The 16,260-nt window shown below is 63.6% G+C and carries 13 protein-coding genes; 8 read left to right on the top strand and 5 right to left on the bottom strand.

Translation table 11 applies throughout. From position 1 onward, the window contains the following. Position 1: 1 nt before the first annotated feature. Together R3E49_RS05680 and R3E49_RS05675 are read right to left on the bottom strand one after the other, a co-directional pair. Positions 2-1,234: a trans-acting enoyl reductase family protein gene (locus R3E49_RS05680; protein ID WP_371294148.1), complete on the bottom strand. Its 1,233-nt coding sequence runs from the start codon at positions 1,232-1,234 to the stop codon at positions 2-4. 22 nt (positions 1,235-1,256) lie between these two features. Continuing rightward, the gene (locus tag R3E49_RS05675; protein ID WP_371294147.1) at positions 1,257-2,804 is read right to left on the bottom strand and encodes a peptide MFS transporter; all 1,548 of its coding nucleotides are present in this window, start codon (positions 2,802-2,804) and stop codon (positions 1,257-1,259) included. A 180-nt stretch (positions 2,805-2,984) separates the two neighbouring features. Here R3E49_RS05675 and R3E49_RS05670 point away from each other — a divergent pair, with 180 nt between their 5' ends. Further along, positions 2,985-4,643 carry a M28 family metallopeptidase gene (locus R3E49_RS05670; protein ID WP_371294146.1) on the top strand — a complete coding sequence of 553 codons (1,659 nt, stop codon included), beginning with the start codon at positions 2,985-2,987 and terminating at the stop codon, positions 4,641-4,643. Between the two features lies 1 nt (position 4,644). On the opposite strand, the gene R3E49_RS05665 is transcribed toward R3E49_RS05670, so the two are convergent. The 3 genes from R3E49_RS05665 to R3E49_RS05655 form a co-directional block, all read right to left on the bottom strand. Next, positions 4,645-5,721, bottom strand: coding sequence for a cytochrome-c peroxidase (locus tag R3E49_RS05665; RefSeq protein WP_371294145.1), 1,077 nt, complete (start codon positions 5,719-5,721; stop codon positions 4,645-4,647). Positions 5,722-5,815: 94 nt separating this feature from the next. After that, the gene (locus R3E49_RS05660; RefSeq protein ID WP_371294144.1) at positions 5,816-6,574 is read right to left on the bottom strand and encodes an SDR family oxidoreductase; all 759 of its coding nucleotides are present in this window, start codon (positions 6,572-6,574) and stop codon (positions 5,816-5,818) included. A gap of 30 nt (positions 6,575-6,604) precedes the next feature. Further along, on the bottom strand, positions 6,605-7,585 hold the full coding sequence (locus tag R3E49_RS05655) for a tRNA dihydrouridine synthase (RefSeq protein WP_371294143.1): 981 nt from the start codon (positions 7,583-7,585) through the stop codon (positions 6,605-6,607). A gap of 146 nt (positions 7,586-7,731) precedes the next feature. On the opposite strand from R3E49_RS05655, the gene R3E49_RS05650 reads away from it, so the two are divergent. From R3E49_RS05650 to kdsA, 7 genes are all read left to right on the top strand, one after another. Continuing rightward, positions 7,732-8,007: an OadG family protein gene (locus R3E49_RS05650; RefSeq protein WP_371294142.1), complete on the top strand. Its 276-nt coding sequence runs from the start codon at positions 7,732-7,734 to the stop codon at positions 8,005-8,007. 23 nt (positions 8,008-8,030) lie between these two features. Further along, positions 8,031-9,869 (top strand): sodium-extruding oxaloacetate decarboxylase subunit alpha, encoded by a 1,839-nt coding sequence (oadA, locus tag R3E49_RS05645; protein ID WP_371294141.1) that lies wholly within the window; start codon positions 8,031-8,033, stop codon positions 9,867-9,869. Positions 9,870-9,874: 5 nt separating this feature from the next. Continuing rightward, positions 9,875-11,179 carry a sodium ion-translocating decarboxylase subunit beta gene (locus R3E49_RS05640; RefSeq protein WP_371294140.1) on the top strand — a complete coding sequence of 435 codons (1,305 nt, stop codon included), beginning with the start codon at positions 9,875-9,877 and terminating at the stop codon, positions 11,177-11,179. A gap of 106 nt (positions 11,180-11,285) precedes the next feature. Beyond that, positions 11,286-12,233 (top strand): acetyl-CoA carboxylase carboxyl transferase subunit alpha, encoded by a 948-nt coding sequence (accA, locus tag R3E49_RS05635; protein WP_371294139.1) that lies wholly within the window; start codon positions 11,286-11,288, stop codon positions 12,231-12,233. A gap of 20 nt (positions 12,234-12,253) precedes the next feature. Then, complete coding sequence (gene tilS / locus R3E49_RS05630; RefSeq protein ID WP_371294138.1) at positions 12,254-13,612, top strand: tRNA lysidine(34) synthetase TilS; 1,359 nt, start codon at positions 12,254-12,256, stop codon at positions 13,610-13,612. Positions 13,613-13,734: 122 nt separating this feature from the next. Next, entirely contained in the window at positions 13,735-15,363 is a 1,629-nt protein-coding gene (locus tag R3E49_RS05625) for a CTP synthase (RefSeq protein ID WP_371294137.1), read from the top strand. 21 nt (positions 15,364-15,384) lie between these two features. Beyond that, positions 15,385-16,236, top strand: a complete 852-nt coding sequence (gene kdsA, locus R3E49_RS05620; RefSeq protein ID WP_371294136.1) for a 3-deoxy-8-phosphooctulonate synthase — start codon at positions 15,385-15,387, stop codon at positions 16,234-16,236. Positions 16,237-16,260: the final 24 nt, after the last annotated feature.

Below are 16,260 nucleotides of genomic sequence, written 5' to 3'. Positions count from 1 at the left end.
GCTAGGCGATGGCCACCTCTTCGAAGGTGAGTCCGGCGCGTGAGATCAGCCGCTCCAGCAGATGTTCGCCCAGCGCAGAGGCGGGTGTCCAGAAACCGCCCGCACAGGTCAGGGGATCCTCCGCGAGGCTTAGCGCAGACTCGGCGAGCATGCGGGCAGTAGAGCCATAGCCCGGGTCGAGCGTGCCGGCGACGCGAACCCGCAGGTCACAGTTGCTGTCCTGCGGGTGCACACCGTGGAAGAACAGCTCGTAGTGACCGGCTTCGCGCTGTGCCCGATCTGGGCCCTCTCCCGGTTTCGGCAGGAACCGCTGCAGCAGTTTACGGCCGGGCGCGGTCGACAGGCCGAGCATCACGCCACCCATGGCGAGGGTGTTGCGCAGAGCCTGCGCGCGCGAGCTGCAGAGCTGTGCCTCGTCAAAACGGAAATCGTCGCCCCAGGGTTTGCCCAGCAGGTAGTGGCTGCGGCGCACAACGCGCCCATTGATGGCGGCCATGATGAAAGGGCAGGTCCAGCGCTGGAAGTCGGGGTCATAGCGCGCCACCGTCTGGTCGCGCTCATCCGGGCCCGTGGTGCCGGCAGGGCAGAGAGAGTAGGGGTCAGCCAACAGGGCCCGCACGCTTTTGTCCCGGCGCGCTTCGTCAAGCACTGTGAGCATGCTGGCCACGGTGCCGCCACTGGCCGTACCGCGGTTGCGGCCGACGCGGGACTTCACGTGGCATGCAGGCACACCGTGCTGCGCAAGCATCTGGCGTTGCAGGAACCAGGTGCCCATGTCCGAGGGTATCGAGTCGAAGCCGCAACTGTGAACAATGCGTGCCCCACTGGCAGCGGCCGCGGCCTGATAGGTCGGTATGACGCGCGCCATCCACTGAACCTCACCCGTGAGGTCACAGTAGTGTGTGCCGCTTTCGGCGCAGCTGGCCACCAGCGCTGTCCCGTAGCGGGCGTAGGGCCCCACGGTACTGCAGATGACCCGGCTGCGGGCAACCATCGCATTCAGGCTCCGCTCATCACCGCTGTCTGCCACAACCAGCGGGATTTCTGCGCCGCCGGTGCAGTCCAGCAGGGACTGTTGTACGGCTCGCAGTTTCGCCTCGCTGCGACCACCCAGTGCCCAGCGCAGGGTTCCGTCGCCGCCGCAGGTGGTGGCAAGGTATTCCGCCACCAGCTGTCCCGTAAAACCCGTCGCTCCCCAGAGAATGATGTCGAACTCGCGTTGCGCGTTTGTCATGGGGTCATGTCCTGTGTAGGCCTCAGTGAATGCCGTGCATCATTTTTCTCAGCAGCGGTGCCAGCAGAAACTGCACCACCGCCACGCCGATGCCAACGTAGAACAGCGTGGTAAACAGCTCCGTGTAAGCCGCCAGCGCCGTTGCCACGTCACCCACACCCGCCTGCAGGTCCAGAGCGGCGAGTTTCGAAAGCTGTGCTGCTACGTGTTGTGAGTAAGCGGTGGCGAGGAACCAGGCGCCCATCATGACACCTACAACGCCGGGCACCGACAGTTTGGTCACTGCCGACAGGCCGACCGGCGACAGGCAGAGCTCGCCGGCAGTGTGCAGCAGATAGGCCAGCACCATCCAGTAACCGATGACCAGGCCGGCCTCATTCGGGGAGGCAGCGCCTACCACCAGGGCACCAAATCCGAGGCCGGCGAACCCGACGCCGAGGCCGAACTTCACCGGCGTAGAGGGTTCAATGCCGCGCCGTCCCATCACAGTCCACAGCCAGGCGAAAACCGGCGCCAGCATGAAAATAAAGAACGAATTGAAAAAGCCGAACTGGGAAGCGGTGAAGTTGATGCCGAAGACAGTGCGATCCATGACACGGTCGGCGTACAGCGTCATCGAGGCGGCGCTTTGCTCGAACAGTGACCAGAACACGACGCTGCAGATGGTCAGCGCAACCAGTACCAGCATGCGGCTGCGCTCTACGGGTTGGCAGCGATACGCGATAAACCAGGCCAGGCCCAGCAGCACAATGACCGCGAGCACGTTGAGTAACACACCCACCGCGCCGTGGAACTGCAGCATCTGCCAGGCCGCAACGACGCCGCTGCCCGCGCCCAGGTAGATGGCCCACTCCTTGTTCACGCCGGGCAGAACACGTTCCTGGAGACGTTCAGGCACCGGTGGTTCGGCATAACCCCGCAGGTGTTTCTGACCGTGCAGGAAAGTCACCAGACCGAACAGCATACCGATACCGGCGACGCCGAATCCGTAGCCCCAGCCATAGGTTACGCCCAGATAACCACACACGAGCGTCGCCGTGAGTGCGCCGAGGTTGATGCCCATGTAAAAAATGGTAAAACCGGCGTCCCGGCGCGGATCATCAATGGCGTAGAGGCGGCCGACAAGGGTCGAAATGTTCGGCTTGAGGAAACCCACACCGACCACAATCAGGGCCAGGGAAAAGTAAAAGACCTGCAGCGCCCGGTCGTCGCGAACGACCGTTTCACCCACCAGCCGTGCCTGTTCGCCCTCAAAGGCCATACCTAGATGGCCGAGCACCAGTAACAGGCCTCCGAAGACCACCGATTTGCGCATGCCCAGGTAGCGGTCGGCCAGCAGCCCGCCGATCACTGGCATGGCATAGACCAGCGCCGCATAGCCCCCAAGTACTTCAAGGCCGTTGGCATCCGAGAACAGATGATACTTGGTGAGGTAGAGCAGCAGGAGATATTTCATGCCGTAGAACGAGAAGCGCTCCCACAGCTCGGTGGCGAAACAGACGTACAGCCCGCGGGGGTGCCCGAAAAAGGCGGTGTCATCTGCGGAGGTGGGCGTCACTGTTATTGTCATTCCACGGGTTCCTGCTGGCGAGAGGCATTGGCTTGCGTGTGTGACAGGAGAATACCACTCCTGTTGGTGGTTTGCGCAGCCCCTCGAGCGCAGTCGGTGGTGCCGATGCGACTACCTTAGTGCATGCTCTGCGCAAAGCGACTATGCTTTCCGCTTTCTGTGTCAATTCCCGGAGCTTTCATGACATCACCACTCGCTTCCGTGGCCGCCGTGTGTGGCTTGAGCGCCTGTCTTGCCTGGTCGTACAGCGCTGCAGCGCTCACCGTCGATGAGCAGGTTCAGAAGGACCTGCACTTCCATATCGCTGAGCTGGCACAGGATGCCTATGCCGGGCGAGAGCCCGGTACACCCGGCGAGGAGATGACCATCGACTGGCTGGTCGAGCACTTTGCCGCGCTCGGGGCAATGCCGGGCAACGGTGACAGCTGGCTGCAGGAGGTCGCCATCACGGCAGTGACCACAGATCCTGCAGCGGTACTGGCGATACGCGGTGACGATTTCAACGCCGACTGGTCCTATGGCGAGCAGATGATGGTGGCCACGCAGCAGCAGGTGGCCACCACCGGTATCGAAAACTCCGAGCTGGTGTTTGTTGGCTACGGTATCAATGCGCCAGAGCGTGGCTGGAACGATTACGCCGATATTGATGTGCGGGGAAAAACGGTGGTCATACTGATCAATGACCCGGGCTTCGCAACCCAGGACCCGACCCTGTTCAACGGCAATGCCATGACCTACTACGGCCGCTGGGACTATAAATACGCAGAGGCGGCGCGGCAGGGCGCTGCGGCCGCCCTGATCGTGCATGAAACCGATGCCGCCGCCTACCCCTGGGAGGTGGTGCGCAACAGCTGGTCGGGCGCCAAGATCGGCCTTACCGCGGAAAATCGTCACCGCGACAAGCTGGCAGTGGAGGGCTGGATTCCCCTGGAGCAGGCGCAGGCATTGTTCGCCGCGGCGGGTCGCGACTATGTGCAAGACAAGGCTGCTGCAGCCAGGGTTGGCTTCCGGGCGCTGCCCTTGCCCGCGTTGACCGCCTCGGTCACGCTGAACAATACCCTCGCCGATCGCATGTCCCATAATGTTGCGGCATTGATTCCGGGTTCCAGCCACCCCGACGAGGTGATTATCTACACCGCGCACTGGGATCATCTGGGTGTGCGGCCCGCCGATGACGGTGACAATATCTACAACGGCGCCAGTGACAACGCGTCGGGTGTGGCGGGGCTGCTCGCGCTGGCGCGGCAGTTCCGCCAGGAGGGGGCCCGGCCCGAGCGCTCCCTGCTGTTCCTCGCGGTGACGGCAGAAGAGTCGGGACTCCTGGGTTCAAAGTATTACGCGCAGAATCCCCTGTTCCCACCTGAGAAAACCGTTGCCAACTTCAATATGGACAACATCGCCGCCGGGAATCTCGGGCGTACCCGTGATGTGGCGGTGGTGGGGTATGGCAACAGCGAGTTGGAGGATTACCTGCTACGCGCCGCCCAGCGACAGGGTCGGGTTGTGGTGCAGGAGCCCTATCCGGAAAAGGGTTCCTACTACCGCTCCGATCATTTCTCACTCGCGCAGGTGGGTATTCCGGCACTCTATCTCACCAATGCCACAGACAGCGTCGAGCACGGCAAGGCCTGGGGCGATGCCCGTTTGCGCGATTACGTTGCCAATCACTACCACAAGCCTTCCGACGAGTATGACCCCGCCTGGGATCTGAGCGGTGCCGCCCAGGAAGTCCTGCTGCTGCTGGAGATGGGTCGGGAACTGGCCTCCAACCGCGATTTCCCCGAGTGGCGCGATGGGGTGGAGTTCAAGGCGGCGCGCGAGGCCTCGCTGGCGGAGTAGGTCAGTGTCCGCCGCCGGCTTGCCACAGCAGGTCGGGTTTCGGCGTTTCTGCGGTGCTGGGCGGTAGCAGCGGGTAGCTGACTCGGGGCGGTTCGCCGCTCAGCGACTCCAGGAAGGCCGTTATCTGACGGATCTCCTGCGCGTTCAGCTCCGCCCCCAGTTGCGAGCGACCCATGATCGCCACGGCTTCCTCCAGGCTCCAGACCGCGCCGGAGTGAAAGTAGGGGGCGGTCAGCGCAACGTTGCGCAGCGGTGCCGCGCGGAAGACATATTCATCCGATGCGGTGCGGGTGACGGCGAAGCGCCCCTTGTCGCCCACCGGCAGAATGTCGGCGCCGGGTTTCGCAATGAGACCGAAGGGGAAATAGTGCTGTCCGCCGAAGTTCACCCCGGTGTGGCAGGCAGCACAGCCCTTGTCCATAAACAGCGCCAGGCCGTTTTTCTGCTCATCGCTCAGTGCCGCATCGTCGCCCAGCAGGTACTGGTCGAACGCCGAGCCGGGCGTGGTCAGCGTGGTTTCGAAGGCCTCGATGGCCAGCGCCATGTTCTCGAAGCTGACCGGGTCCGGTTCGCCGGGAAAGGCCGTGCGGAAGCGATCAACGTAGGCCGGCATGCTGTTCAGCGTGGCGGTGACTCGCTCGGGTGTGCTGCTCATCTCGACGCTCGCCTGCACCGGGCCCTTGGCCTGTTCTGCAAGGTCGGCAGCGCGGCCGTCCCAGAACTGGGCGGCGTTGAAGACCGCATTGAATACGGTGGGCGAGTTACGTGGCCCACGCTGCCAGCCATGCCCAATGGATGTGGGTAGATAGTCGTGGCCGCCGAACCCCACATTGTGGCAGGTGTTGCAGCTGATCAGGTGACTCGCTGAAAGTCTCGGCTCGAAGAACAGCATCTTGCCCAATTCAGCCTGATCTTCGTTCACCGACCGGGTGGCCGGGTCCCCGGCTACGGGAATCGGATTGAACAGATCATTGGCGCGATCGCGCAGGGGTTCCGCACCGGCACAGGGAATCAGCATGAGCGCGGCGAGCAGGAGTCCAGTCGCAGGGACTGCCCGGTAGGTGGATACAGGCGGCATGGTCGTTCCTCACTGTGTTCTGTATGAGAACCATAGTGGGGGCACCTGCGGGCGCGGGCAAGTGTATCGCCACCCGAGCTTGATGCAGATCAAATCAGCGGCGCGTGATCGTAAATGGAGACCACGACTGACTCACGGGCATCAGTTCCAGTGCGTTGACATTGAGGTGCGGCGGGAGTGATGCCAGCCAGAACACAGTCTCGGCAATGTCCTCCGGTTGTATCGGGTCGGCGCCCGCGTACAACGCGTCATAGGCAGCCTGGTCGCCGCCGGTGCGCACCAGTGTGAATTCGCTCTCCGAGAGCCCCGGTGCCAGGCAGCTGACGCGCACGCCGCTGCCCTGCAGGTCGCTGCGCAACGCCAGTGAGAACTGTTCCACGAAGGCCTTGCTGCCGCAATACACATTGCCACCGGGGTAGGGCCAGTGACCGGCGACAGAGCCGATATTGATGATGCTGGTGCCTCTGCCGCGTGCTACCAGTCGTGGCAGCAGGGCATGAGTTACCGTAGTCAGCCCCTTGATGTTGGTGTCGATCATCCGGTGCCACTGCTCCAGATCGCAGTCCTGGGCCGGCGCAGTGCCCAACGCAAGCCCCGCATTGTTGACCAGGACATGCACATCGCTGAAGGGCTCGGGCAGCGCCGCCACCGCCGCCTGCACCGCAGGGGTCTCCCGAACATCGAGGCACACGCTGTGCACGGCACACCGCGTTTCGAGTTCAGCCTGCAGTGCGTCCAGGCGCTCTAGACGGCGGCCGCAGAGAACAAGGTTCCAGCCTGCCTCGGCGAAGCGACGCGCACAGGCGCGGCCAAAGCCGGAGGTGGCGCCGGTGATGAAAGCGGTGTTGGACATACGTTAAACCTGCTCCTGAAGGAGGCCGCCTCAGGCGGCGACGGCACGCGCCTGGACGCGGGCTGGCGTGTGGTTGCGGATGACGGTGCAGATCGTCTGCGGGTCGTTCAGCCGTTTGATATCGGCAAACAGTGCCGCCGCCTGCGGGTAATAGTGACGAAGGTAACCCAGCCATTGCTTGACCGGCCCCGCAGCGTGCCGTTCCGCGCACTCCAGGCGCTTCTGCTGAGCGAAGCCCTGCAGCAGTTCGGCGATATCCAGCCAGTCCAGTGCCGGGGTGTCGACGCCATTGGCGGCGGCACGCACCAGACGAGGCAGATCGGGTCGACAGAGCACGCCCCGACCCAGCATGAGGTCCTCGCAGCGGCTCGCCGCGCGCGCGCGATGGCTGTCGTCCGGGCTCCAGATTTCGCCGTTGGCGATGACCGGGAAATCCACCAGTTCAACCGCCCGTGCAATCTCGTCCCACCAGGCGGGCGGTTTGTAACCATCGCTGCGGGTGCGCGCGTGAATGGCGAGTTCGTCCACCCCCGCATCGGCCAGCGCGCGAACATTATCGAGAAACGGCGACCGGTCTTCGAAGCCCAGCCGAATCTTGGCCGTGACCGGGATGTTGGCGGGTACCGCCCGGCGCACGGCCGCTGCAATGGAGCCCACGCGCAGCGGTTCCCGCAGTAGCACGGCGCCGCCGTCAGAGCGGTTGACGGTTTTTGCCGGGCAGCCGAAGTTGATGTCGATACCCGGAGCGCCGAGTTCCGCGGCCCGTACCGCGTTGTCTGCCATCGGCTGCGCCTGTCCACCCAGCAACTGCAGGAAAACCGGTACTCCTGCCGGAGTCCTGCCGCCCTGGCGCAGTTCCGGGCAGAGGCGATGGAAGACCCGGGGCGGCAGCAGGCGGTCGCTGACCCGCACGAATTCAGTGACGCAGCGGTCAAGTCCACCGATTTGCGTCAGCAGGGCGCGCATGCCGGCGTCGATAACGCCTTCCATGGGGGCGAGAATCAGTCGCACATCAAGTCTCCGGTTAACGGGGTAGTATAGCGCTGCCGCCACCGACGGTTAAGCCCGTTCGTGGTGTCGACCCGGCGTATTGCACGTTGGCGCCTCACCGGCAAGATGATTTATGATGCGACCGTCATTGAACGCTGGAAGCGAGTGTGCGCGAAGACGAGCTTTTTATGCAGGGTGTGGAGTTGATGCTGTTCGGTGTCAGCGCCGTGGTGATTTTTCTCTCCTTGCTGGTTGTGGTCATCGGGCTCGCATCGCGCGTGATTCTACGTTTTTTTCCGCAACCCGCACCGTCAGTGCCCGACCGGCAGGGCCAAACTGTGTCCGGCCCGGTGGCGTCTGACGCACAGCCACTGGATGCAGAGCGGATTGCGGTCATCACTGCCGCTGTGCATCAACACCGCCAACGCCGCCGCACCGGCTGAGGCTTTCCCAGGAGAGACACCGCATGGCTGAGAATAAACGCCCTTTGGGCATCACCGACGTGGTTCTGCGCGATGGCAACCAGTCACTGCTGGCGACGCGGGTACGCCTGGAGGACATGTTGCCGGTCGCAGCGGAGATGGACACCGTCGGTTTCTGGTCTGTGGAAACCTGGGGTGGGGCGACGTTCGATGCCTGTATCCGTTACCTGGGAGAGGATCCCTGGGAGCGCATTCGCGAATTCAAAAAAGCCATGCCCAACACGCGCCAGCAAATGCTGCTGCGTGGCCAGAACATTCTCGGCTACAGGCACTACGCCGATGACGTCGTGGAGCGCTTCGTGGAGCGGGCCGCCGTCAACGGTGTGGATGTGTTCCGCGTGTTCGACGCCATGAATGACATGCGCAACATCGAGGTGGCGCTGAAGGCGGTCAAGGCTGTCGAACGCCATGCCCAGGGCACCATTTCCTACACGCTGAGCCCTGTGCACACGCTGGAGGCCTGGGTCGACCAGGGCAAGCGCATCGAGGATATGGGCGCCGACTCCATTGCCATCAAGGACATGGCGGGGCTGTTGCGCCCCTACACCGGCTACGAACTGGTGCGCCGGCTCAAGCAAAGCTGCGCGATACCCATTCACATGCAGTGTCACGCCACCACCGGGCTGTCGACTGCGACCATATTGAAATGCGTGGAGGCGGGCATCGACAACGTGGATACCTCGATCTCGTCGATGTCGATGACCTACGGGCACTCGCCCACCGAGTCGGTTGTCGCGATACTGCAGGGTACCGAGCGGGATACCGGCCTCGACCTGGAAAAGCTGGCGGACATCGCCAACTACTTTCGCGGCGTGCGCAAGAAGTACGCCGCTTTTGAGGGGTCGCTGCGCGGCGTGGATGCGCGCATTCTCGTGGCCCAGGTTCCGGGTGGCATGCTGACCAACATGGAAAACCAGCTGCGGGAACAGGGCGCGCTGGATCGCATGGACGAAGTGCTGGAGGAGATACCCAAAGTGCGCGAGGACCTGGGCTTCATTCCGCTGGTCACGCCCACCTCGCAGATTGTGGGCACCCAGGCCGTGCTCAATGTCCTCACCGGCGAGCGCTACAAGTCCATATCGCGCGAAACGGCCGGTGTGCTCAAGGGCGAATACGGCGCCACCCCGGCAGCGGTCAACGCTGCACTGCAGCAGCGGGTTCTTGAGGGCAAGGAGGTGATCACCTGCCGTCCTGCGGATCTGCTGGAGCCGGAACTGGATGCATTGTCTGCCGAGTTGCGCGCCCTGGCGGAGGAGAAGGGCATCACCCTCGCGAGCGGCGAGCAGGCCGTTGACGACGTTCTGACCTATGCCCTGTTTCCCCAGATTGGCCTGCGCTTCCTCGAACACCGCGGCGATCCTGCGGCCTTCGAACCCGCGCCGGGCACAGCGCCCCCGGCGCAGGGGGAAGAGCCGTCACCCAGGGAGAAGGGAAAAGAGCCATCAGCCTCTGGTGCCGCTGCGGCAGACGCGGGCGTGTACACGGTGCGTGTCAATGGGCAATCCTACGTGGTAGAAGTCAGTGCCGGTGGCGAGCTGGAGCGTGTGCGTGAATCAGCGACGCCGGCATCCGCCGGCCGGCCTGCGGCCGAACCAGCCGCCGCGTCAGGCAGCGCCCCGGTGCCGGCGCCGTTGGCCGGTAACATCTTCAAGGTGAGTGTGCAGGTGGGTGACCGGGTCACCGCGGGTCAGGTCATCGTGCTGCTGGAGGCCATGAAGATGGAGACCGAAGTGCGTGCACCGCAGGACGGCACGGTCGCGAGTGTTGACGTCAAGGCCGGCGATGTCGTTGCGGTTGGCGACACACTGATCACCCTGGCCTGACGCCGATGGAGAACCTGTTGCGTCTGTGGGACTCCACCGGACTGGCTCATTTCCAGGTGGGTCAGGTGGTGATGATAGGCATTGGCTTGCTCTTGCTGTTCCTGGCCATTCGCAAGCAGTTCGAGCCGCTGTTGCTGGTACCGATCGGCTTTGGCGGTGTGCTCGCCAATATCCCCGGCGCCGGCCTCGCGTATTCCGCGGCGGAAAATGCGCTGCACAGCACGGACCCGGTTGTGCTCGCGGAGATGGCGCGGCTGTTGGGGCAATCGGCAGCCGTCGACGCAGAATCACTGCTGCGCGCGCTTGGTCTCGCCGCGCCTGCGCTGCAACTCGCAGCCCAGAGCGCGGCAGAAGCTGCGGGTTTCAGTGATGGCATGTTGTACACATTTTACCGCGTGGCGATTGCCAGTGGCGTAGCGCCCCTGGTGATTTTCATGGGGGTGGGTGCGATGACCGATTTCGGTCCGCTGCTGGCCAATCCACGCACGCTCTTTCTGGGCGCTGCCGCGCAATTCGGTATTTTCGCGACCGTGCTCGGGGCCGTCGGCCTGAGTACCCTGGGAGTGATGGATTTCACGCTTGCGGACGCCGCCGCCATCGGCATTATCGGCGGCGCTGATGGTCCCACGGCGATCTACGTCGCCAGCCTGCTGGCACCGGATCTGCTCGGACCGATCGCTGTGGCAGCCTATTCCTACATGGCACTGGTACCCCTGATCCAGCCGCCGATCATGCGCGCGCTCACCACCCAGGCGGAGCGCGAAATCGTCATGACACAGCTGCGCCAGGTATCACAGCGGGAGAAAATCGTGTTTCCCCTCATGCTGCTCATTCTGGTTGCGCTTCTGCTGCCGGCGGCGGCGCCGCTGCTCGGCATGTTCTGTTTCGGCAACCTGATGAAAGAGTGTGGTGTGGTGAAGCGCCTGAGCGATGCTGCGCAGAACGCGCTGATCAACATCACGACCATCTTCCTCGGTCTGTCGGTGGGGTCCAAACTGGTCGCTGACAAGTTTCTGGATATCGAGACCCTGGGCATCATGTTGCTCGGCGTGCTCGCGTTCGCCATTGGTACGGCCTCCGGCGTGCTGATCGCGAAGCTGATGAACCGGTTTGGCAGTCATCCCCTCAATCCGCTGATCGGTTCCGCCGGCGTTTCTGCGGTGCCGATGGCGGCCCGGGTCAGCAACCGCCTGGGTCTGGAGGCCAACCCCAGCAACTATCTGCTGATGCATGCGATGGGTCCCAACGTCGCCGGTGTCATCGGCTCGGCCGTGGCGGCGGGCGTGATGATCAGCCTGGTTGGCGGCTAGGCTGTGTCGGCTGGCCTGCCGTTGCCACGGCGGCAGCCCGAGAATTGGTGCGCGCAGGATTAATTTTGTACACTGCGCGCTTGTGAACTGGTGAGTCTGAGAGCGCATGAACCCCAATTACCTTGATTTTGAACAGCCCATCGCCGAGCTTGAGGTCAAGATTGAAGAACTGCAGCTCGTGGGCACCGATGCCGATATCAACATCAGCGAAGAGATTCGCACCCTGCGCGAAAAAAGCGCCAAGCTCACCGAGAAGATCTACGCCAATCTGAGCCCCTGGGATATCGTCAAGGTGGCGCGCCACCCCCGACGCCCGTACACGCTGGATTACATCTCACGCCTGTTTACTGACTTCGACGAACTGCACGGTGATCGTCATTTCGGCGACGATCGCGCCATTGTTGGCGGTACTGCGCGTCTTAACGGTCGCCCGGTCATGGTGATCGGGCAGGAAAAGGGCCGCACGGTCAAAGACAAGGTGCTGCGCAACTTCGGCATGCCCAAGCCCGAGGGGTACCGCAAGGCGCTGCGTCTCATGACCATGGCTGAGCGCTTCAAATTGCCGGTGATCACGCTGATCGACACGCCGGGAGCCTATCCGGGAATCGACTCCGAGGAACGCGGCATCAGTGAAGCGATAGCGCAGAACCTCGCTGTGATGTCGCGGCTTGCCACGCCGATCATCTGTGTGGTGATCGGCGAAGGGAGTTCTGGCGGTGCGCTGGGGATCGGCGTCGGCGATCACCTGGCGATGCTGCAGTATGCGACCTATTTCGTGATCTCTCCCGAGGGTTGTGCCAACATCATCTGGAAAAGCACCGCCAATGCGCCCGAGGCGGCGGCTGCGATGGGTGTCACCTCCAAGGTCCTGCAGGATCTGGGTATTGTCGACGCGACCATTCCTGAGCCTATGGGTGGCGCGCACCGCAATGTCGACCTGATGGCGGAGCGCATACAGGCTCACCTCATCAAGGAACTGGATCGCCTCGAGCAGTCCCCGCTGGAGGATATGCTTGAACGCCGCTACCAACGCCTGATGTCCTACGGCAACTGAGTGCGCTGCAGCCCGGTGTTGTGGCCGCGCCCCTGACCCCGCCTGACGACGACCCACTGGGCGCAGCACTGGCAGCCTGGCGAAGCGCCCGCCGCTGGCTGGTGGCTTTCAGCGGCGGGCTGGATTCCACGGTGTTGCTGCATGCGCTGTGTTCCCGACGCGTCCATGCGTCAACACCGCCGATTATCGCGGTGCATATCAATCACCAGCTCCATGCGGATGCAGGGCGCTGGCAGTCCTGTGCAGAAGCGCTTTGTGCCTCGCTGGGCGTACCACTGGAGGTCCGCACCGTCAGGGTCCGGCGAACCGGGGGCGGTCTCGAGGCCGCGGCCCGCGAGGCACGCTATGCCGCCCTGGAGTCGCTGGTCGGGGAGGGCGATGTCATGTTTTTTGCTCACCACCAGGACGACCAGGTGGAAACGGTCTTGCTGCGCTGGCTGCGCGGCGCCGGTTTGCGTGGACTGCAGGGCATGCCGGCGCAGCGTCCATTGGGCCGAGGACAGTTGGCCAGACCGCTGCTCGAGCAGCCGCGTGGTGCGCTGGAGGCTTATGCCGCAGAGCACGCCCTGAACTGGATTGAAGATCCATCCAATACCGATACCTCGCTGGACCGCAACTACCTGCGGCACGAGATCCTGCCCGCCATCGCACGCCGCTGGCCTGCCTATCGCGGCAGTATCGCGCGTTCGGCGCGACAGTTGGGGGCAGCGGAAAGCGTGCTGGACGGTCTGTTACCGGCGCCACGTCGGCTGGTCAGCGTACTCGGTGATCCCGGGATCGATGTACAGGAGCTGCTGGCACTGCCGGACGCGACCGCCAGCATGGCGCTGCGCGGCTGGCTGGGCGGTCTGGGCTTGCCGCTGCCCCCCGCCGCCAGCCTGGCCGAGTTTCTGCGCCAGCTGCGCGCGGGAGCCGGTGGCCCGCTACTTGCCTGGCAGGAACACAGGCTGTGTCGTTTCGGATCTGGCGTATTTCTGCTGCCCGCTGCCGGAGAGCGCAGTCCGGCGGGTGCACAGCTGATGCCCGGTGGGACACTGACACTGGCGGGGGGCGGGGAGTTGCGGCTGATCCAGGCGGGTGGGCAGTCGGGCTTTCGGCTGGCGCCAGGCGCCGCGCTGACCCTGCAGTGGCGTCGGGGCGGCGAGCGCTGCCGGCTGCCTGGCCGTGCCGGCAACCGCCGCGTGAAGACCCTGCTGCAGGATGCCGGCATCCCCCCGTGGTGGCGCGAGCAGGTCCCGTTGCTCTTCCTTGGGGATGCGCTCGTGGCCGTGGCGGATCTCTGGCTGTGCGACGGCCCCTGGTTTGCCCCCGAGGGTGGAGAGGGCGCCTGGCGGGTCTGCTGGACACGAAATACAGCGGCTGGCGCGATTGAGCTCTGAGGGCCTTTCTGGTAACCTGATTTCCCATCTTTTTGCTGGTCTTGCGGGCCCCGGACGCTGTGTTTTGCCTCCGCCTGCCGGCCCCGTGATGCCCTTGTTCACAGCGTACAGATAGGCTTTGCATGACGCGTTATGTCTTCGTCACCGGTGGTGTGGTTTCTTCCTTGGGCAAGGGGATTGCAGCCGCATCCCTCGCGGCGGTGCTCGAGGCGCGCGGCATCAAGGTCACCCTGCTGAAGCTCGACCCCTATATCAACGTCGACCCAGGCACCATGAGCCCGTTCCAGCACGGCGAGGTGTTCGTGACCGAAGACGGCGCCGAGACCGACCTGGATCTGGGCCACTACGAGCGCTTTACCCGCGCCACCATGAAACGCACCAACAACTTCACCACGGGGCGCGTTTACAACACGGTGTTGAAAAAGGAGCGACGGGGCGATTACCTGGGCGGTACCGTGCAGGTGATTCCGCATATCACCGACGAAATCAAACGGCGTGTCATCCTCGGTGCCGGTGATGCCGATGTCGCCATCGTCGAAATCGGCGGCACAGTCGGTGACATCGAAAGCCTGCCCTTTCTGGAGGCCGCGCGGCAGCTGCGGGTAGAGGTCGGTTCCAGCCGGGCGTTGCTGATGCACCTGACGCTGGTGCCCTACATCGCGACCGCCGGGGAAATCAAAACCAAGCCTACCCAGCACTCCGTCAAGGAGCTCCGCTCGATCGGCCTGCAGCCGGATATCCTGCTGTGCCGCTGCTCCGTGCCCATTGAGGAGAGTGCCTGCAAGAAGATATCCCTGTTTACCAATGTGGAAGAGCGGGCGGTGATTCCGCTGCTCGATGCCGACTCCATCTATCGCATTCCCGGCATGTTGCACGCCTATGGGCTCGACGAATTCGTGGTAGAGCGTTTCAACCTGGATTGCCCGCCGGCGGATCTCGCCGAATGGGACGATGTGCTGCGCCGTGAGTTCAGCGACACCTGCGGTACGGTGCGCATCGCCATGGTCGGCAAATATATGGATCTGCTGGACGCCTACAAGTCGCTCAACGAGGCGCTGAAGCACGCGGGCCTGCAAACCCTGGCGGAAGTGAAGATCGACTACATCGATGCCGAGGATATCGAACGCGACGGCACGTCAGTGCTCGCCGGCGCTGACGCCATACTGGTGCCCGGCGGTTTTGGCGACCGCGGCGTGGAAGGGAAAATCACTGCGGTACGCTATGCGCGTGAGAACAAGGTACCGTTCCTGGGCATCTGTCTGGGGATGCACGTGGCACTGATTGAGTACGCGCGCAATGTGATCGGCCTTGAGGGCGCCAACTCCACGGAGATGCAGGCCTCAACCCCGCATCCGATCGTCGCGCTGATCACCGAGTGGCAGAATGCGGACGGCTCTACCCAGCAGCGCGATGCCAGCTCTGACCTCGGTGGCACCATGCGCCTCGGCGCCCAGACCTGCTACCTTGAACCGGGTTCCCAGGTGCGTGCAATTTACGGCCAGGACACGGTGCTGGAGCGCCATCGTCACCGCTATGAAATCAACAACAATTACGTGGAGCAGCTGACCGCTGCGGGCGTTCGAATTGGTGGCTGGTCGGCAGACAAGGCGCTGGTGGAGATGATTGAACTGCCCGATCACCCCTGGTTTATTGCCTGCCAGTTCCACCCGGAATTCACGTCTCGCCCGCGGGGCGGACACCCGCTGTTCACCAGCTACATTGAGGCCGCGCTGGCTCATGCCAGGGGTTGATCAGGCAGCGGGGCGCAGGCCGTGAGCGCGCGCGTGGAGCAACTCGGCGGCATCGCCATTGGTAATCGGGAACCCTTTGTCCTACTGGGTGGCGTGAATGTGCTGGAAAGCCGCGACTTCGCCCTGCGGGTGGCGGAGCACTATGTGGCGGTGTGCGAACGCCTTTCCATTCCCCTGGTATTCAAGGCTTCCTACGATAAGGCCAACCGCTCCTCCATCCATTCCTTTCGCGGTCCAGGGCTTGACGAGGGCCTGGCAATACTGGCGGCGGTAAAGGCGGAGTTCGGCGTTCCGCTGATTACCGATGTGCATGCACCGGAGCAGGCCGCGGCCGCCGCAGAAGTGTGTGACATTATCCAGCTGCCGGCCTTCCTCGCCCGCCAGACTGATCTGGTCGCGGCGATGGCGGCCACCGGTGCGATGATCAATATCAAGAAGCCCCAGTTCCTCAGCCCGACCCAAATGGCGAACGTGGTTGAAAAGTTCGTGGAGTGTGGCAATGAGCGACTGCTGATCTGTGAGCGCGGCAGCAACTTCGGCTACGACAACCTGGTGGTGGACATGCTCGGCTTCGGGGTCATGAAGCGTGTCTGCGGCGACCGCCCGTTGATTTTCGACGTGACCCATGCGCTGCAGTGCCGGGATCCCGCGGGTGCCGCCTCAGGTGGGCGCCGGTCGCAGGTGTTGGAGCTGGCGCGCGCAGGCATGGCGCTCGGGCTGGCGGGCCTTTTCCTGGAAGCGCACCCGGACCCCGCGCGGGCGCTGTGCGACGGCCCCAGTGCGCTGGCACTGCACCAACTGGAACCCTTTCTTGAGCAGGTGCAGGCCGTGGACAAGCTGGTCAAGCAACTGCCGAACCTCATTATTGATTGAACTTTGCCTTCTGGAGTTGACGCA

Origin of the sequence: Haliea sp., assembly GCF_041395985.1 — a bacterium.
Lineage (GTDB): Bacteria > Pseudomonadota > Gammaproteobacteria > Pseudomonadales > Halieaceae > Haliea.
Note: the sequence above shows the minus strand (reverse complement) of the source record. Positions and strands in the feature narration are given on the sequence as shown.